The organism is Streptomyces sp. NPDC058464 (genome assembly GCF_042721035.1).
GTDB lineage: Bacteria > Actinomycetota > Actinomycetes > Streptomycetales > Streptomycetaceae > Streptomyces.
This window is the reverse complement of sequence record NZ_JBHXMA010000006.1, coordinates 269,469-287,317: the sequence shown is the minus strand read 5'-3', so window position 1 is coordinate 287,317 and position 17,849 is coordinate 269,469. Positions and strand designations below refer to the sequence as shown.

13 protein-coding genes and 1 rRNA gene are annotated in these 17,849 nt (G+C 71.9%); 9 read left to right on the top strand and 5 right to left on the bottom strand.

The genetic code is table 11. The annotated features are described in order from the left end of the window. Window positions 1–90, bottom strand: a 16S ribosomal RNA gene (locus ACFWPQ_RS11650); the annotation flags it as partial. A 552-nt stretch (window positions 91–642) separates the two neighbouring features. On the opposite strand from ACFWPQ_RS11650, the gene ACFWPQ_RS11645 reads away from it, so the two are divergent. Both ACFWPQ_RS11645 and ptsP read left to right on the top strand, forming a co-directional pair. Continuing rightward, window positions 643–1,092 carry a PTS glucose transporter subunit IIA gene (locus ACFWPQ_RS11645; RefSeq protein WP_384032323.1) on the top strand — a complete coding sequence of 150 codons (450 nt, stop codon included), beginning with the start codon at window positions 643–645 and terminating at the stop codon, window positions 1,090–1,092. A 111-nt stretch (window positions 1,093–1,203) separates the two neighbouring features. After that, window positions 1,204–2,874 (top strand): phosphoenolpyruvate--protein phosphotransferase, encoded by a 1,671-nt coding sequence (gene ptsP / locus ACFWPQ_RS11640; protein WP_384032321.1) that lies wholly within the window; start codon window positions 1,204–1,206, stop codon window positions 2,872–2,874. A gap of 69 nt (window positions 2,875–2,943) precedes the next feature. Here ptsP and ACFWPQ_RS11635 read toward each other — a convergent pair whose 3' ends face one another. Continuing rightward, window positions 2,944–3,837 carry a hypothetical protein gene (locus ACFWPQ_RS11635; protein ID WP_384032320.1) on the bottom strand — a complete coding sequence of 298 codons (894 nt, stop codon included), beginning with the start codon at window positions 3,835–3,837 and terminating at the stop codon, window positions 2,944–2,946. 22 nt (window positions 3,838–3,859) lie between these two features. Then, the gene (locus ACFWPQ_RS11630) at window positions 3,860–5,134 is read right to left on the bottom strand and encodes an MFS transporter (RefSeq protein ID WP_384032318.1); all 1,275 of its coding nucleotides are present in this window, start codon (window positions 5,132–5,134) and stop codon (window positions 3,860–3,862) included. Window positions 5,135–5,179: 45 nt separating this feature from the next. Here ACFWPQ_RS11630 and ACFWPQ_RS11625 point away from each other — a divergent pair, with 45 nt between their 5' ends. Further along, window positions 5,180–6,499: an aminotransferase class I/II-fold pyridoxal phosphate-dependent enzyme gene (locus tag ACFWPQ_RS11625; protein ID WP_384032316.1), complete on the top strand. Its 1,320-nt coding sequence runs from the start codon at window positions 5,180–5,182 to the stop codon at window positions 6,497–6,499. Window positions 6,500–6,517: 18 nt separating this feature from the next. Here the strand turns inward: ACFWPQ_RS11625 and ACFWPQ_RS11620 are convergent, their stop codons facing one another. Beyond that, window positions 6,518–8,494 carry an acetoacetate--CoA ligase gene (locus ACFWPQ_RS11620; RefSeq protein WP_384032314.1) on the bottom strand — a complete coding sequence of 659 codons (1,977 nt, stop codon included), beginning with the start codon at window positions 8,492–8,494 and terminating at the stop codon, window positions 6,518–6,520. Window positions 8,495–8,708: 214 nt separating this feature from the next. Here ACFWPQ_RS11620 and ACFWPQ_RS11615 point away from each other — a divergent pair, with 214 nt between their 5' ends. Then, on the top strand, window positions 8,709–11,069 hold the full coding sequence (locus tag ACFWPQ_RS11615) for a TIM-barrel domain-containing protein (protein ID WP_384032312.1): 2,361 nt from the start codon (window positions 8,709–8,711) through the stop codon (window positions 11,067–11,069). Window positions 11,070–11,079: 10 nt separating this feature from the next. Here ACFWPQ_RS11615 and ACFWPQ_RS11610 read toward each other — a convergent pair whose 3' ends face one another. Then, entirely contained in the window at window positions 11,080–11,613 is a 534-nt protein-coding gene (locus ACFWPQ_RS11610; protein ID WP_362585090.1) for an NUDIX domain-containing protein, read from the bottom strand. A gap of 194 nt (window positions 11,614–11,807) precedes the next feature. Between ACFWPQ_RS11610 and ACFWPQ_RS11605 the strand changes: the two genes are divergently transcribed. From ACFWPQ_RS11605 to glpK, 5 genes are all read left to right on the top strand, one after another. Next, window positions 11,808–12,254, top strand: a complete 447-nt coding sequence (locus ACFWPQ_RS11605; protein WP_384032310.1) for a Zn-ribbon domain-containing OB-fold protein — start codon at window positions 11,808–11,810, stop codon at window positions 12,252–12,254. Further along, window positions 12,251–13,441 carry a lipid-transfer protein gene (locus tag ACFWPQ_RS11600; protein ID WP_384032308.1) on the top strand — a complete coding sequence of 397 codons (1,191 nt, stop codon included), beginning with the start codon at window positions 12,251–12,253 and terminating at the stop codon, window positions 13,439–13,441. The genes ACFWPQ_RS11605 and ACFWPQ_RS11600 overlap by 4 nt, the downstream gene beginning before the upstream one ends. Before the next feature lie 111 nt (window positions 13,442–13,552). Beyond that, entirely contained in the window at window positions 13,553–15,193 is a 1,641-nt protein-coding gene (locus tag ACFWPQ_RS11595; protein ID WP_384032306.1) for a GGDEF domain-containing protein, read from the top strand. A 305-nt stretch (window positions 15,194–15,498) separates the two neighbouring features. Continuing rightward, a complete protein-coding gene (locus tag ACFWPQ_RS11590; RefSeq protein ID WP_384032305.1) occupies window positions 15,499–16,236 on the top strand; it encodes an MIP/aquaporin family protein in 738 nt (245 codons plus the stop codon). A 90-nt stretch (window positions 16,237–16,326) separates the two neighbouring features. Beyond that, window positions 16,327–17,844, top strand: coding sequence for a glycerol kinase GlpK (glpK, locus tag ACFWPQ_RS11585; protein ID WP_384032303.1), 1,518 nt, complete (start codon window positions 16,327–16,329; stop codon window positions 17,842–17,844). Window positions 17,845–17,849 lie beyond the last annotated feature (5 nt).

Sequence of the window (17,849 nt, the reverse complement as noted above, 5' to 3'; positions counted from 1 at the left end):
AATCCCCACCGAAGTGGTTCATCGTTCGACTTGCATGTGTTAAGCACGCCGCCAGCGTTCGTCCTGAGCCAGGATCAAACTCTCCGTGAATGTTTTCCCGTAATCGGGACGACACACACGAGAGCGGTGCGAGAGGAGGAATAATCCCCTCGCACACAGCGTCCTCGCTGTGTTTGTTTCAAAGGAACCACGCCCCAGCCATGACGGCCGGAGACGGGGTATCAACATATCTGGCGTTGACTTTTGGCACGCTGTTGAGTTCTCAAGGAACGGTCGCTTCCTTTGTACTCACCCTCTCGGGCTTTCCTCCGGGCTTCCCTTCGGTGTTCCAAACTCTATCAGTGTTTTTCCGTCGCTCTGACCACCCTCCCGCAGGCATGCGGAAGATGATCCCGAGTTAGGATCTGACAAGTTTGGGTGCTGCCGAGTAGCAACGCTTTATCGCGCCGCCTGGTCTCAAGCAGGAGTACGACTGTACACGGAGCCCCGAAGGGCGTGCAAATCGAATAGGGTGGTGGTCTAGACCACTAGCTGGTACCTTCCAAGCGGAACCGCCACTTCATATGACATACGCTGCTGCTCAGTGCCGTCCGGGACACGCAGTGACGGCCCGTAAGCAGCTCCACTTCTGGGAGGCCTCCCATGACCACCGTGACGTCCCCTCTCGCAGGACGTGCCGTCGGACTGGCCGCAGTGCCGGATCCGGTCTTCGCCGGGGCCATGGTCGGCCCGGGTACCGCCATCGACCCCCCGCGTGAGCCTTCCGAGGTCGTGGCGCCCGTGGACGGAGTCGTCGTCTCTCTGCACCCGCACGCGTTCGTCGTGGTCGACGACAGCGGCCACGGCGTACTCACCCACCTGGGTATCGACACCGTGCAGCTCAACGGACAGGGCTTCGAGCTCCTCGTCAACAAGGGCGACACCGTGACCCGCGGCCAGGCCGTGGTGCGCTGGAACCCGGCCGAGGTCGAGGCCGCCGGCAAGTCTCCGGTCTGCCCCGTAGTGGCCCTGGAGGCCACTGCCGACTCTCTCTCCGACCTCCGCGAAGACGGTGACGTGAAGGCAGGCGACACCCTCTTCGCCTGGAGCTGATGCGTCCCGGACCGACGACCCCGCCGCCCTGCCGCCGTACTAACGGAGCAGGCGGCGACCACGACAACCACCGCGGCGGCGGGACCCGCCGCACTATCGGAGACGGGTGAGATGGAGACAACGCTGCGAGGCGTCGGCGTGAGCCACGGTGTGGCGATCGGCGAGGTTCGGCACATGGGGACGGCGGTGCTGGAGCCGCCTGCCAAGGGGATTCCCGCGGAAGAGGCGGAGCGGGAGCAGGGGCGGGCACGTCAGGCCGTGGACGCTGTGGCCGCCGACCTGACGGCGCGCGGCAACCTGGCGGGCGGCGAGGCCCAGGCGGTTCTCGAGGCGCAGGCCATGATGGCGCAGGACCCCGAGCTGATGTCCGACGTGGACCGCAGGATCGCCGTCGGCAGCACCGCCGAGCGGGCCGTGTACGACGCGTTCGCCGCGTACCGCGAGCTGCTGGCCGCGGCGGGTGAGTACCTCGCCGGTCGGGTGGCCGACCTGGACGATGTGCGGAATCGTATCGTCGCCCGACTGCTGGGCGTTCCGATGCCGGGTGTCCCGGACAGTGACGAGCCGTACGTGCTGGTGGCGCGGGATCTGGCGCCGGCCGACACGGCGCTCCTCGACCCGACCCTGGTGCTCGGTTTCGTGACCGAGGAGGGCGGGCCGACGAGCCACAGCGCGATCCTGGCGCGGGCGCTCGGTGTGCCGGCCGTGGTGGCGCTGCCGGGTGCCAGGGAACTCGCCGAGGGCACGGTGATCGCCGTCGACGGCAGCACCGGTGACATCTTCGTCAACCCGAGTGCGGAGAAGAAGGCGGCGCTGGAGGCGGCGGCCGCCGAACGGAAGGCGGCGCTGTCCGCCTCGACCGGCCCGGGTGCGACCGCGGACGGGCACAGGGTGCCGCTGCTGGCCAACGTGGGCGGTCCGGCGGATGTGCCGGCGGCGGTCGAGGCCGGTGCCGAGGGCGTCGGTCTGTTCCGTACCGAGTTCCTGTTCTTGGACGACAGCAAGAGTGCTCCTTCCGAGGAGAAGCAGGTCGAGGCCTACCGTCAGGTGCTGGAGGCGTTCCCGGAGGGCCGGGTCGTCGTGCGGGTGCTGGACGCGGGCGCGGACAAGCCGCTGGAGTTCCTGACTCCGGCGGACGAGCCGAACCCGGCGCTGGGCGTGCGCGGGCTGCGGACGCTGCTCGACCACCCCGAGGTGCTGCGCACCCAGCTGACGGCGTTGGCGAAGGCGGCCGAGGGGCTGCCGGTCCACCTTGAGGTCATGGCGCCGATGGTGGCGGACCGTGCCGATGCGAAGGCGTTCGCGGACGCCTGCCGGGAGGCGGGGCTGCGGGCCAAGTTCGGCGCGATGGTGGAGATTCCGTCGGCGGCGCTGCGGGCGCGCTCGGTGCTCCAGGAGGTCGAGTTCCTGTCGCTGGGGACGAACGACCTGGCGCAGTACACGTTCGCCGCGGACCGTCAGGTGGGTGCGGTGTCCCGGCTGCAGGATCCGTGGCAGCCCGCGCTGCTCGACCTGGTCGCGCTGTCTGCGGAGGCGGCGAAGGCCGAGGGCAAGAGCTGTGGTGTGTGCGGCGAGGCCGCGTCGGATCCGCTGCTGGCCTGTGTTCTGACGGGTCTGGGCGTCACCTCTCTCTCCATGGGCGCGGCGTCGATTCCTTATGTCCGGGCGATGCTGGCCAAGTACACGCTGGCGCAGTGCGAGCGGGCCGCGGTGGCCGCGCGTGCCGCCGACAGTGCTGACGAGGCCCGCGTGGCGGCTCAGGCGGTGCTGTCCGGCGAGTAGTCGGCCAGGGCCGTGATCGGCTGTCTTTTCAGGGGCGCTCCACCTGTGGGTGGGGCGCCCCTGGTGGTTTCAGTGGTGGTGGCCCGGTGCCGTCTCCTGGTCGCCGAGGTCGGGCGGTGCGCAGTAGTCGACGTCCGATTCCGGTGAGATGAGCTCTCCGGAATCGACGTCGGTGCAGTACGCGTCGAAGACCTCGCCGGCGGTGAGGGGCGCGAGGTTGCTGCCGCGCAGTCGCCAGCCGTAGACGCGGTCGGGGGTGCCGGGGGCGGTGGTGCGCATGACGAGTCCGCCGGGGCTGTTGGTGGCGAGGCCGAGGGCGAGGACGCTGGTGAATTCGAGCGCTTCGGCCTCGTCGAGGTGGGTGGTGCCCTCGGTGTTCTGGTCGGCGTGGAGGACGGTGACGAGGGTTTCGGGTGGTCCGGAGACGCTGCATACGAGGTGCCGGTTGCCTGCCGGGGCGGTGTCGAGGATGCGGGTGAGGAAGTGGGAGGCGCGGGTGAAGGCGGCGCGTCCGACGTCCTCTCCGCAGGTGGGACAGGGGCCGAGGCGGGCGAGGAGGGTGCTGGCGTACTCCCAGGTGGCCTGGCGTACCGCCTCGTCGACGAGGGCGGGGACCAGGTCGGTGAGGGGGCGGCCGTCGTAGGGGACGGTGGCGCCGGTGGCCGCGAGTTCGGCCGTGAAGCGGGTGCGGCTGGCCGGGTTGTCCGGGTCGAGTCCGGTGGCCGTGCAGAACTCGGCGTATTCCTCGGGGTCGAAGAGGGCGAGGGTGGTGTGGGTGCCCTCGGCGGCGCGGGTCCTGAGGAGGGCTTCCATCTGGCGGAGGTAGGTCAGGTGGTCGTCGAAGGTGAAGGTGCGGTAGCGCCGCATGGCGCGGAAGTCGTGCTCGTCGGTCAGCAGGCCGATGGTGCCGGCGATTTCGCGGCGCAGGACGCGTCGCATGGTCCGGTGGTCGGTGCGCGCCATGGTTCCCCCTGTGAGCGGTCGATCAATGCTCACTCACAGTAATCGGCGCCACTGACAATGGGGGGTGCGGAAGTCGGTCGCGGACCAGGCGGTGCTGGATTGTGCAGGTCAGAGCGATCAGGGTGCCGAATGCGGTCCAGCCCAGCGGTCCGGTGGCGATGGCGGCGGTGACGGCGAGTGGGCCGATGCTGCGCTGGGCGGACTGGGCGAGTCCGTGGACTCCGAGGTAGGCGCCCAGGGCGGTGCCGGGTGCCAGGGCGACGGAGAGCTCCCAGGAGACGGTGGCGTGGAGCATCTCGGCGACGGTGAAGGCGGCGGCCGCGGCGGTGAGCAGGAGGATGCCCGTGACGGTTCCGCCGTCGGCGGAGAGTGCCATCGCGATGCCGCCGAGGGCGAAGGCGGCGGAGAGCGGGACGAGGAGCCGGCGGGCGGCTCGGCTGGTGGTGCCGAAGCGGGCCAGGGGGACTTGGAGTCCCACCACCATCACGTTGTTGAGGACGAGCAGCAGCGGTGCGAGGCCGTGGGGGATGCGGTCGCTGTGGGCGATCCAGAGCGGCAGGCCGACCTTGAAGACGGCGTCGTCGAGGAAGAGGACGGTGTCGGTGGCGACGTAGGCGAGGTAGGTGCGGTCGCGCCAGGGGTTGGCCGGCTTCTCGGTCTTCGGCTCGGTCCTCCAGTCGGCCACCACCCGGGAGGGTGACGGGGGTTCGCCGCAGCGCAGGGTGAGCAGTGCGGCCGCGACGAAGGAGAGGCCGTCGCCCGCGAGGAGCCAGCGGTAGGCCGTGGTGGTGCCGAGGGCCAGGGCCGCGGCGGCGGCGAGACCGCCGAGGGCCCAGCCCGCGTTGGCGATGGTGCGGTTGAGGGCCTGGTAGCGGACGCGGTCGGGTCCGGCGATACGGGTGGCGTAGAGCTTGGTGAGGACGTTGGCCGCGCGGTCGCCGAGGGCGCCGACCGCCGAGACGGCGAGCAGCAGGGCGTGGTCGTGGGTGGTGAGCAGGGCGAAGGAGGCGAGGGCGCGCAGGAGTTGGAGTGCGATCAGTACGCGGGTGAGGGGCAGGCGGTCGGCGATGCGGCCGCCGAGTGGGGCGCCGGCGATGCCGATGGCGCCGGAGACGGCGGCGAGGGTGCCGACTTCGGCGAGGGAGAGGCCGGAGACGTAGGTGAAGTACAGGACGGAGACCGATGCCCACAGGCCGCTGCCGACGCGGTCGACCAGGGTGACGGCGAGCATGCGGCGTCCGTCGGGGCCTCCGGGAATGCGGCGGCGCCGCGCGGTCGCACCGGGCTTCGCTGTCAATGCTCCCCCTTGCCGTCAATTATGTATTGATACATACTTGCCAACGTGGTAACACAATATGGGATCACCGGTACGACGGCCAAGGGAATTGCCGCGTCCGTGGAGCGGGGTGTGGCCGAGGGCGCGTTGGCTCCGGAGGCGGCGCTGCCGCCGGTGCGGCGGCTCGCGGACGAGCTGGGGGTGAGTCCGGGCACGGTCGCCACGGCGTACAAGGAGCTGCGCCGGCGCGGGATCGTCGTCACGCGCGGGCGGGGCGGCACCGTGGTGGCGTCGGCTCCGGCAGTGGCGTCCAGGCGTCCACCCAGGGTTCCCGAAGGGCTCCGGGACCTGGCCGGGGGGCATCCCGATCCCGCGCTGCTGCCCGGCCTGGTGCCGCCCTCGACGCTCTCCCCCGGCGCCCGGTCGCACCGTTCGGCGCCTCGGCTGGCGCGGCTGGAGGAGGCCGTACGGGACTGGCTGGGCCCGGACGGCGTGCCGGTGGAACACGTGACGTTCGCGCACGGCGCGCTGGATCTGATCGGCCGGCTGCTGTCCGTGGAGTTGCGGCCCGGTGACGCCGTGGCCATGGAGGATCCCGGATACCACCATCTGCTCGACCTGGTCCCGGCGTTGGGGTTGCGGATCGTGCCGGTGGCGGTGGACGACGAGGGGATGCGTCCGGACGCCCTGCGCACCACGCTGCGCGCGGGCGTGCGCGCCGTGGTGTGCAGCCCCAGGGCGCAGAACCCGTACGGCGGCTGCTTCTCGGTGGCCCGCAGGGATGCCCTGGCCGGGGTGCTGCGCGAGGAACCCGATGTCCTGGTGATCGAGAACGATCACGCGTCCTCGGTGGCCGACGCCCCGCTGCACTCCCTGACCGGGGCGGGGCTCGCGCGCTGGGTGCACGTCCGGACGGTGAGCAAGTTCCTGGGCACGGACCTGAGGTGGGCGGCGGCCGTGTGCGATCCGGTCTCGCTCGCCCGGCACGACGGGCTGCTGCTTCTGACCTCGGGCTGGGTCAGTCACCTGCTACAGGAGACGGTGCTCGGGCTGATGACGGATCCGGGCACGCGCGCCTTGGTGGCACGCGCGCGTGCGACGTACGTGCTGCGCCGCGAGACGCTGGCCGGGGAGCTGGCCGGGCGCGGGATCGGGTCGCACGGGGCGAGCGGGATGAACCTGTGGGTGCCGGTGCGGGACGAGTCGGCCGTGGTGAACGGGCTGCGCTCGTACGGTTGGTGGGTGGCGGCGGGGGCGCGTTTCCGGTTGTCGGCCGGGCCGGGGGTGCGGATCTCGACCGCCGGTCTTGAGCCGGCCGACGCGGCGCGGCTGGCCTCGGACTTCGCCGCCGTGCTGGGCGAGTCCGAGGCCACCTACGGCGGGTGAGCGCGCTCCGCGGGAAGGTCAGGCGCGCTTGCGGGCCAGGTCCTCGAAGTAGCTCAGCAGGTCGAGGTTGTCGATGGAGCCGGGGTTGACGGCCTTCTCCAGGGGTGTGCCCTGGAGAAGGCGCTTGACCGGGACCTCGATGCGCTTTCCGGTGAGGGTGTGCGGGACGCCGGGGACCTCGATGACCTCGTCGGGGACGTGCCGGGGCGAGAGCTGTTCGCGGATGGCCTGCTTGATGCGGTTCAGCAGGGCCTCGTCGAGGACCGCGCCCGGTGCCAGATGGACGAAGAGGGGCATCCAGTAGCCGCCGTCGGGCTGCTCGATACCGATGACGAGGGATTCCTTGATCTCGGGGAGCCGCTCGACGACCTCGTAGATGTCCGCCGAACCCATCCGCACGCCCTGGCGGTTGAGCGTGGAGTCGGAGCGGCCGTGGATGATCACCGAGCCGCGTGAGGTGACGGTGATCCAGTCGCCGTGGCGCCACACGCCGGGGTAGGTGTCGAAGTAGCTGTCGTGGTAGCGGCTGCCGTCGGGGTCGTTCCAGAAACGGATCGGCATGGAGGGCATGGGGTTGGTGACGACCAGTTCGCCCACTTCGTCGATGACGGGACGGCCGGCCGGGTCCCAGGCCTGGAGGTCGGTGCCGAGGCCGGGTGCCTGCAGTTCGCCGGTGTAGACGGGGAGGGTGGGTACGGCGCCCGCGAAGCAGGAGCACACGTCGGTGCCGCCGCTGACGGAGGCGATCCAGAGGTCGGCCCCGCTCGCTGCGAACTCGTCGTGCAGCCAGCGGAAGCCGTCGGGGGGCAGTGGGGAGCCGGTGGTGGCGACGCACTTCACCCGGGAGAGGTCGTGGTCGCGGGAGGGGTGCACGCCGGCCTTGCGGCAGGCCATCACGTAGGCGGCGGAGGTGCCGTAGAGGGTGGCTCCGGTGCGTTCGGCGACACGCCACTGGGCGCCGGTGTCGGGGTAGCCGGGGCTGCCGTCGTACAGGACGATCGTGGTGCCCGTGAGGAGGCCGGAGACGAGGAAGTTCCACATCATCCAGCCGGTCGAGGTGTACCAGAAGAAGCGGTCCTCGGGGCCCAGGTCGCAGTGCAGGCCGAGCTGTTTGAGGTGTTCGACCAGGATGCCGCCCTGGGACTGGACGATGGCCTTGGGCAGGCCGGTGGTGCCGGAGGAGTAGAGCACCCAGAGGGGGTGGTCGAACGGGACCTGTTCGAATTCTGGCTCGGTGTCGGCCGAGGTCAGGGCCGACCAGTCCAGGGCGCCCTCGGGGGCCGGGGTGTCGAGCAGCGGGATGTGGACGACGGCGCGCAGGGTGGGCAGTTCGCGGCGGAGTTCGGCGACGATCTCGCGCCGGTCGTGTTCCTTGCCGCCGTAGCGGTAGCCGTCGACGGTGAACAGGACGACGGGTTCTACCTGCTGGAACCGGTCCAGGACGCTGCGGGCGCCGAAGTCGGGGGCGCAGGAGGTCCAGACGGCGCCCACGGCGGCGGTGGCGAGGAGGGCGACCACGGCCTGCGGGACGTTCGGGAGGTAGCCGCTGACGCGGTCGCCGGGGCGGACGCCGAGGGCGCGGAGTTCGGCGGCCAGGGAGCCCACCTGGCGGCGCAGCTCGGTCCAGGTGACCGGGCGGGGTTCGTGTGTCTCGTCGACGTACAGGAGGGCGGGTTCGTCCGCGCGGGTGGCGGCGGCACGCAGGGCGTGCTCGGCGTAGTTCAGGGTCGCGCCGGGGAACCACTCGGCGCCGGGCATGGCGCGGTCGCCGAGCACGCGCGCGTAGGGCGTCGAGAACCGCACGTCGAAGTACTCCGTGACGGCCTTCCAGAAGGTGTCCAGGTGGTCGACGGACCAGCGGTGCAGGGCCGGGTACCCGCCGTCGGCGGGGGCTCCGTGGTGTTCCGCCGCCCAGGACTGGAACCTGGTGATGCGTGCCTGGTCGATCCGCTGCGGATCGGGCCGCCAGAGCGGCTGGGGGTTCGCGGTCGACATGGGGCGGCTCCCGGGCTTCTGCGCTTTGTGTGCGTGGGACGCGCACGGGCTGGGGTGTGCGCGTGACGCGGCTGACAGGGACGATGCCATGTGATCGACTTCTACACCAGGGTGCGCTCCACATAGTCCGTGTCGTGAAGATGTGGTCCCGGCACGGGTGAACGGCAGTTGAACGGCACGCGTGTGTGGAGCGCTGAGTGGCAGGGTGAGCAGTATGGACGGTCGTGACCTGGTGCGTTCGGTAAGAGTGGTCGGTTCGAGTAGGGCGGCTCAGGGGTTGCGTACCGTACGGGCGGCGTGGCGCAGGAAGCGGATCGATGCCGCCGGGCTGCCGCCGCGGGGCGCCGAGCGGGCCCGGGTGCCGGGGCCGGTACAGGACGCGGAGCCGGGGCCGGGCGGCGGTGTGATCCGGTTCAGCCGGTCCGAGTTGCGGATCACGGTCGCGGTGAACGGGGCGGTCTTCTGGGGCTGGGACGGGGCCGGTCCCGAGCCGTCGTACGCGCTCGCGGGGCGCTGCCCGGAGCCGGATCCGCGGGCGGTCCTCGAACCGGACACGAACGGCGGCTGGCGGGTCGTGGCGGAGCGGGTGACGGTCAGCGTCTCGCGGCACGGTGCGGTGGAGGTGTGCACGCCCGGTGGCGTGATGCTGCGGCGGGATCTGCCGCCGCGGTGGTGGGAGCCGGTGGGCGGAGGTGCGGCGCGCTGGGTGCAGCGGTCGGAGGTGGCCGCGGACGCGCGGTTCTTCGGTCTGGGCGGGCGCGCCTCGGGTCCACGGCTGCGGGACGGCACGTACCGGCTGTGGAACACCGATCCCGGCCGCGCCTTCGGGCCCGGAGACGATCCGCTGTACATCACCATGCCGGTCCAGATAGTGGTGGCGGACGCGGCGGCGCATCTGGTGTTCCACGACAGCTCCTGGGACGGGACGGTGACGCTCCTGGAAGGCGAGGAGGGCGCCGGTTCCGGGCACGACCGGGCCGGGCGGTGCGAGCTGCGGATGGACGGCGGTCCGCTGCGCTGCTGGGTGATGGTGGGCACCCCCGCGCGCGTGCTGCACACCTGGGCCTCGCTCACGGGCGCGCCCGCGCTGCCGCCGGCGTGGGCGCTGGGCCATCACCACGCGCGCTGGGGTTTCGGCAGCGAGCAGGAGGTGCGGCGGATCGTCGCCGGTTACCAGGAGCGCGGTCTGCCGCTGGACGCCGTCCATCTGGACATCGACCACTACGACGCCCATCAGGTGTTCACGGTCGATCACGAGCGCTTCCCGAAGCTGCCGACGCTGGCGGAGGAGCTGCGGCGGGACGGGATCCGGCTGGTGTCGATCGTCGACCCGGCGGTGAAGGCCGAGCAGGGCAACGCGGTGTACGACAGCGGAGCGGCGCTCGACGCCTTCGTCCGTGATCCGGCGGGGCGGACGGTGGAGGGGGTGGTGTGGCCCGGGGAGACGGTCTTCCCCGACTTCACGGACGCGCGCGTGCGCGCGTGGTGGGGCGGGCTCTACGAGGAGCGGCTCGCGCTGGGCTTCGCCGGGTTCTGGCACGACATGAACGAGCCGACGTCCTTCAGCGCGTTCGGCGAGTCGACGCTGCCGCGGTCGGCGCGGCACGCTCTGGAGGGCCGCGGCGGCGACCACCGGGAGGCGCACAACGTCTACGCGCTCTGCATGGCGAGGGCTGCCTACGAGGGCCTGCGCGGACTCGCGCCCGAGGAGCGGCCGTTCCTGTTCTCCCGCTCGGGCTGGGCCGGTGTGCAGCGCTACGGGGGCACGTGGTCCGGCGATGTCGCCACCGGCTGGCCGGGGCTGCGCGCGTCCCTGTCGCTGGTGCTGGGGCTCGGGCTGTGCGGGGTTCCGTACTCGGGTCCTGACGTGGGCGGTTTCGACGGGAGCCCGTCGCCTGAGCTGTTTCTGCGCTGGTTCCAGCTGGGCGCGTACCTGCCGCTGTTCCGGACCCACGCGAGCATGCGGGCGGGGCGCCGGGAGCCCTGGGAGTTCGGGACCGAGGTACTGGAGCACGCGCGCGTGGCGCTGCTCGAACGGCGGCGTCTGCTGCCGTACTTCATGACGCTGGCGCAGCTGGCCCGGCGGACCGGAGCGCCGTACGCGCGGCCGGTGTGGTGGGGGGCGCCGGAGGACCGGGCGCTGCGCGACTGCGAGGACGCCTTCCTGCTGGGCGACGCACTGCTGGTGGCTCCGGTGCTGGATCCGGGCGCCGACCGGCGTGCGGTGCAGCTGCCGCGCGGGCGCTGGTACGACACGGTGACCGAGAAGGCGTACGAGGGGCCGGGGCAGGTGCTCGTGGATGCCCCGCTGTCGCGCATCCCGGTGCTGGCACGCGCGGGTGCCGTCCTGCCCGTGCGGGACGAGGACGGCGGGACGCTGCTGGAGGTGTGGGCCCCCGCCCGGGGGCGGACGGGCGGCGGGCTGGTCGTGCCGGACACGGGCGACGGCTGGGACGAGCCGGAGATCGAGCGTTACGTCGCCCGCTGGGAGGGCCGGCGGGTGGTGGTCCGGCGCGAGGACGAGAACGGCGTGCGCGAGCCGTCCCGTCCCGTCCGGGTCAGGGGGCTGGGATGAGCCGGAGGGCTCAGTAGCGGCCCTCGAACCACGCGCGTACGGCCACGCTGTGCAGCGGGAAGGCGAGTTCCTCGGGGCGGCGCAGCAGGTGCCAGCCCTCCGTCTCGTCGGTCGCGCCCGACGGCGGGAGGCCTTCGGCCGGGCGCTCCGGGAGGAGTCCGAACAGCAGCAGGTGCCCGTCGGGCGAGCTCATGGCGTCGACGAGCCGTACGTCGCGGGCGGCCGCGTCGATGCCCGTCTCCTCCTTGAGCTCCCGGACGACGGCGTGCCGCCAGTCCTCGCGGTCGTCGACGTAGCCGCCGGGGAGCGCGGTGCCCCCGCGCGCGGGGGCCACGGTGCGGGTGATGACGACCAGGGCGGTGCCCTTCGTGTCGTAGACGGGCTGAAGGGCGATCGCCACCGGCAGTGGGTTGCGGTAGGCGACGTGGCCGCAGGCCGGGCAGGTGCGGGGCCAGCCGGAGATTCCCTCTCCGTAGGCCGCTCCGCAGCTCGAACAGTGCGAGCCCGGAGCGGAGTTGGCAATTGGGTGCTGATTTTCGGACACGCGCGGACTTTATCCGATCAGGAGAACGGCGTCTTACGGTCACTGGAACGCCCCCTTCCGGAAGTGAACCGACACCTGGCGACCCGGAACCCGATGCGGGCGGGGCCGCGGGGTACGCCGGCATGGCCTGCCCAATTCCGGCGGCCCGTGGCACACTTCTGACGTTCCGTCAGATCTGGTGTCCTGGAGGGGCTTTGTCGCGTACACGCACACCGGCGGTCGACGGCTGGTTCACGGACGAGGGGGACGGATTCCGGCTGCTGGGAACCCGTTGTACGGCCTGCGCCTCGGTCTTCTTCCCGCGCGAGGACGTCCACTGCCGCAACCCCCACTGCGCGGGCGGCGACCTGGAGGAGGTCCCGCTCTCCCGGCGCGGACGGATCTGGTCGTACACCGACAGCAGATACCGTCCGCCGTCACCCTATGTGAGTGACCCGGAACTTCCGTGGGAGCCGTACGCGTTGATCGCCGTGGAGCTGGAGTCCGAGCGGATCGTGGTGCTGGGACAGGCGGTTCCCGGGATCACCGTCGCCGATCTGGCGGTGGGCATGGAGGTCGAGGCCGTCCCCGGAGTCCTGGGCGAGGACGCGGAGACGACCTGGACGACCTGGCACTGGCGGCCGACGGGGGTGACGGCATGACGGCGGACGTGGCGGTGCTCGGCGTGGGCATGCACCCCTGGGGCAAGTGGGGGCGGAGCTTCGTCGAGTACGGGACGGCGGCGGCCCGCGCGGCGCTCGCGGACGCCGGACTCGCGTGGCGGGACATCGGCTCGATCGTGGGCGCGGACACGGTGCGTGGCGGCTATCCCGGCTATGTGGCGGGCGCGACCTTCGCCAGGGCGCTGGGCTGGCAGGGGGCGCGGGTCGCGAGCGTGTACGCGGCGTGCGCGTCCGGGGCCCAGGCGGTCGCCGCGGCGCGGGCCCAGATCCTCGCGGGCCTCGCGGACGTGGTGCTCGTGGTGGGCGCGGACGCGGCGCCCAAGGGCTTCTTCCGGCCCGCCGGCGGCGACCGGCCGGACGACCCCGACTGGCTGCGCTTCCGGCTGCTGGGGGCGACGAATCCGACGTACTTCGGCCTGTACGCGCGCCGCAGGATGGCGGTGTTCGGGGACACCCCCGAGGACTTCGCCCTGGTCAAGGTGAAGAACGCGGCCCTGGGGGCGCTCAATCCGTACGCCCGTTACCGCAAGCGGGTCACCGCCGAGGAGGTCGCCGCCTCCCAGGTGGTCGCCGATCCGCTGCGGCTGCTGGACATCTGCGCCACGTCCGACGGCGGGGCCGCGCTGGTGCTGTCCAGCCTGGAGTTCGCGCGCCGGCACGGGGTGACGCGTCCGGTGCGGATCCGCGCGGTGTCCACGGTGACCCCGCGCTACCCCAGCACGGTGCTGGACCTGCCGGACATCGCCACGGACTCCGCGGCGGTGGTGGAGCCGGCGGCGGAGACCTTCCGGGCGTCGATCGCACGGGCCGCCTACGAGGAGGCGGGCGTCGGCCCCGAGGAGCTGTCCCTCGCCGAGGTGTACGACCTGTCCACCGCGCTGGAGTTGCAGTGGTACGAGGATCTGGGGCTGTGCGCCGAGGGCGAGGCGGCGAAGCTGCTGCGCGAGGGCGCGACGGCCCCGGGCGGCCGTATACCGGTCAACACCAGCGGTGGGCTCGCGTCCTTCGGGGAGGCGGTGCCGGCCCAGGCGATCGCCCAGGTCTGCGAGCTGACCTGGCAGTTGCGGGACGCGGCGGGCGACCGGCAGGTGGCGCACGCACGCGTCGGGATCACGGCCAACCAGGGGCTGTTCGGACACGGCTCGTCCGTGATAGCGGTGCGCTGACGGGACGGGAGTGACAGCAGAGGTCCCTACCCTGTGTGAGCACCCCGAAAGGGTGCGTGAACGTCTCATGAACTGCCCCTGGGCGTACGCCGGCGGCGTCATCATGCTCCCGTGCGCACCTGGACGGATGCTCTCCGTTTCGCCTTCCAGCCGGTGGTCAATCTGACGACCGGCGGGATCGCCGCACTGGAGATCCTCGCCCGCCCCGAGACCGGCGACATCCTCGCCGAAGCCCGCCGCGATCCCGAACTCGACGGCAGACTGGCCGTGCTGGCCCTGCGCGCGGCGGCCCGCAAGGAGACCCTGCTGCCGCTGCACATCAACGTCTTCGCGGCCACCCTCGCCGACCTGGGCGGCATCGGACCGCTTCCCGAGGCGATCCGCGAGGCAGGACGGATGCCCTGGGAGGTCACCCTGGACATCGTCCCGCCGTACACGCACGTGCCGCAGCGGGCCCTGCTGGAGGCTGTGGCGGCGCTGCGCGGCCTGGGCTTCCGGATCAGCGCGGACGGCATCGGCGACGGGGACGTGCCGCTGCGGCTGCTCACCGACCTCTCCCCCGACCTGGTCAAGCTCGACGCCTCGCTGCTCGCCCGGCCGGCCGCGGTGCGGGCGATGCGGACCCTGTGCGAGGAACTCGGCGCCCTGGTGGCCGTCGAGGGCGTGGAGACCGAACTCCAGTACTCGGCGGCGCTGTCGGCCGGGGCGCAGCTGGCCCAGGGCGAGCTGTTCGCGCCACCCGCCCGGATCCCGGTCGCGGAGGTGTACGTTCCGCCGCCCGCCCCCGCCACAGTGCCGACACCGCACTCCGGGCCGTACGTGCGGGAGTTCATCCGGCCGGCCGCGCTCCTGCCCGTCACCGCCTCCGCGTTGCAGGTGCGGGCGCTGCTGACCGGCTCCCCGGACGTCTCCGGCGTACTCCTGGTGGACCAGACGGGCACCCCCGTCCGGTCGGTGCACCGTTCCCGCTTCCTGCTGTCGATGTCCGGCCGCTACGGGCACGCCCTGTACGCGGACCGCCCCGCCTTCAAGCTGGGCGACGCACCGCGCACCGTCGGCGTCGACGCGACCGCCTGGGAGGTGCTGGACGTGGTGGCCGTCGGCGGCCGGGACCGCACCTCGGACGACGTGGCGGTCGTCGACCGGTTCGGGCGCTGCATGGGCGTCGTACGCCTCGCCGACCTCGTCCGGGCACTCGCCGAGACCCGGGTCGAGGAGGCGGCCGGGCTCAACCCGCTGACGCGGCTGCCCGGTTCGGACGCGATCACGGGCGAGGTGGACCGGTGGCTCGCGGACGGCCGGGTCTTCGCGCTGAGCTGGCTGGACATCGACCACTTCAAGCAGGTGAACGACGGTGCCGGGTTCGCCGCGGGCGACGAGCTGATCCGTTCGGTGGCGCGGGCCTTGCAGGAGGCCGCCGTAGGGCACGCGCGCGTGGGGCACATCGGCGGGGACGACTTCCTGGTGCTCGCCGACGAGGCGGGGCTGGATCGGGTCGCCGCCCTGCTCGACGCACCCTGGTCCGCGGGCGGGCGTCCGGTGACGCTGTCCCTGGCCACCGTCGTGTGCGGTCCCGGCGGTGTGGCCGACCACCGGCAGGCGGCCGCGTGTCTGGCGCCGCTCAAGAAGGCCGCCAAGGCACTGCACGGGGCGAGTTGGGTGCTGGGGCGGGCGGGGCTGCCCGGGTACGAGATCCGGCGCGGCTCGGGCGCGTACCCGGCCCAGGCCGGGTACGCGGCGGTGGAGCCGTGAGAACTGCTCTCCCGCGGGTTGCGTGTCATCGTTGCCGTCGGCGACCTTGACGCTCCCCTGGTGCCGGTGAAAACTTCCGGTGTCGGTCGACATCGCCGTACATTCTCGGCGTAATCAGGCACTGCGCCATGGGCCGCTCCTGCCTCCAGGCCCGCTCCCCATGGGCGATTCGGCCGCCACGGCACGCTCGTCACAGACGCCGGGCGGGGCGCGGGACCTTCCCTGCCTTCGGCTGACGTCGCCAAGGGAACCGTTCCTGCTCGGAGCGCCGGGGTCGATCCCCGGCCAGCGCCCTAGGAGCCGCCATGAGCAACGGAGACATATTCGTCGGCGAGGTCATCGGTACGGCCATCCTGATCCTGTTCGGTGCGGGGGTCTGCGCCGCGGTCACCCTGAGACACTCCAAGGCCCGGGCCTCGGGGTGGGTGGTGATCGCGTTCGGCTGGGGATTCGGCGTCCTCGCCGGCGCCTACACCGCCGCTCCCCTCTCCGGCGGACAGCTGAACCCCGCCGTCACCATCGGCATCGCCGTCGACACCGGGAAGTGGGGCAAGGTCTGGGTCTACCTGCTCGGCCAGCTCGTCGGCGCGATACTGGGCGCCGTCCTGACGTATCTCGTCTACCTGGCCCAGTTCCAGGCCAACGTGCCCGACGAGGAGTCGGGAGAGGAGCCGACGCCGACGCTCGGCATCTTCTCCACCATCCCGGAGATCCGGAACCCGGTGGCCAACCTCGTCACCGAGATCATCGCGACGATCGCGCTCGTCCTGCCGATCCTCGCGTTCGGACTGACCAAGGGGCTCGGCGAGTCCGGCACCACCGTGCTGGTCGTCTCGCTGCTCGTCGTCGGCATCGGGTTGTCGCTCGGCGGCCCCACCGGCTACGCCATCAACCCGACCCGTGACCTCGGCCCCCGGATCGTGCACACCTTCCTGCCGATCCCCAACAAGGGTACCTCGGACTGGGGTTACGCCTGGATCCCGGTCGTCGGCCCCCTCGTCGGCGGGGTCCTCGCGGGCCTGATCTACAACGCGGCCTTCTGACTCGGCGCGGTCCTCCGGCCCGACGCGCCCACGGCCCGCCGCGGCCCTTCCACCCACGCAGCCTTCCGACCCAGCGACCAAGGGGTACCCATGACGGACACCGCCGAGAAGTACGTCGCCGCAATCGACCAGGGCACCACGTCGAGCCGCTGCATCATCTTCGACCACGGCGGCGCGATCGTCGCCGTCGACCAGCGCGAGCACCGCCAGATCTTCCCCAAGCCGGGCTGGGTGGAGCACGACGCCACCGAGATCTGGTCCAAGGTGCAGGCCGTGGTGGCCGGGGCGCTCGCCAACGCGGGGCTGCGCCCCGACCAGTTGAGCGCGCTGGGCATCACCAACCAGCGGGAGACGACCGTCCTGTGGGACCGGGCCACCGGCAAGCCCGTGCACAACGCGATCGTCTGGCAGGACACCCGTACGGCGGCCCTGTGCCACGAACTCGGCGGCAGCGACGGCCAGGACCGCTTCCGGGAGCAGACCGGCCTGCCCCTGGCCAGCTACTTCTCCGGGCCCAAGGCGGCCTGGCTGCTGGACAACGTGCCCGGGCTGCGGGACCGGGCCGAGCGCGGTGAGATCGCCTTCGGGACCATCGACTCCTGGCTGATCTGGAACCTCACCGGCGGCCCCGACGGCGGCCGGCACGTCACCGACGTCACCAACGCCGGGCGCACCATGCTGATGAACCTGGAGACCCTCCAGTGGGACCCCGCCATCCTCGCCGCGATGAACGTCCCCGAGGCGGTGCTCCCCGAGATCAGGTCGTCCGCCGAGGTGTACGGCACCGCCGTCGGCCAGCTCGCCGGGGTGCCGGTGGCCTCCGCGCTGGGCGACCAGCAGGCGGCGGTCTTCGGCCAGGCCTGCTACGACGTCGGCACGGCGAAGAACACCTACGGGACGGGCAGCTTCCTGCTGCTCAACACCGGCGACCGGCCGGTGCCGTCCAAGAACGGGCTGCTGACGACGATGGGCTACAAGATCGGCAACGAGGCGCCCGTCTACTGCCTGGAGGGCTCGATCGCGATCACGGGCGCGCTCGTCCAGTGGTTCCGCGACCAGCTCGGCATCATCCGCTCCGCCGACGAGATCGAGACCCTGGCGGCGAGCGTCGACGACAACGGCGGCGCCTACATCGTGCCCGCCTTCTCCGGCCTGTTCGCACCCTACTGGCGCTCCGACGCCCGCGGGGTCGTCACCGGGCTGACCCGGTACGTCACGAAGGCGCACCTCGCCCGCGCGGTCCTGGAGGCGACCAGCTGGCAGACGCGGGAGGTCGTGGACGCCATGTACCAGGACTCCGGGGTGCAGATCACCACCCTGAAGGTGGACGGCGGCATGACCGGGAACAACCTCCTGATGCAGCACCAGGCCGACGTCCTCGGAGTACCGGTGATCCGGCCCCGGGTCTCCGAGACGACCTGCCTGGGCGCCGCCTACGCGGCCGGCCTGGCGACCGGTGTGTGGAACGACCTGGACGAGCTCAAGTCGCACTGGCAGAAGGACGTGGAGTGGACGCCCGCCATGGCGTCGTCGGTGCGCGACCGCGAGTACGCGAACTGGCGCAAGGCGGTGGAGAAGAGCTTCGGCTGGCTGGAGGACGGCGAGTAACCATC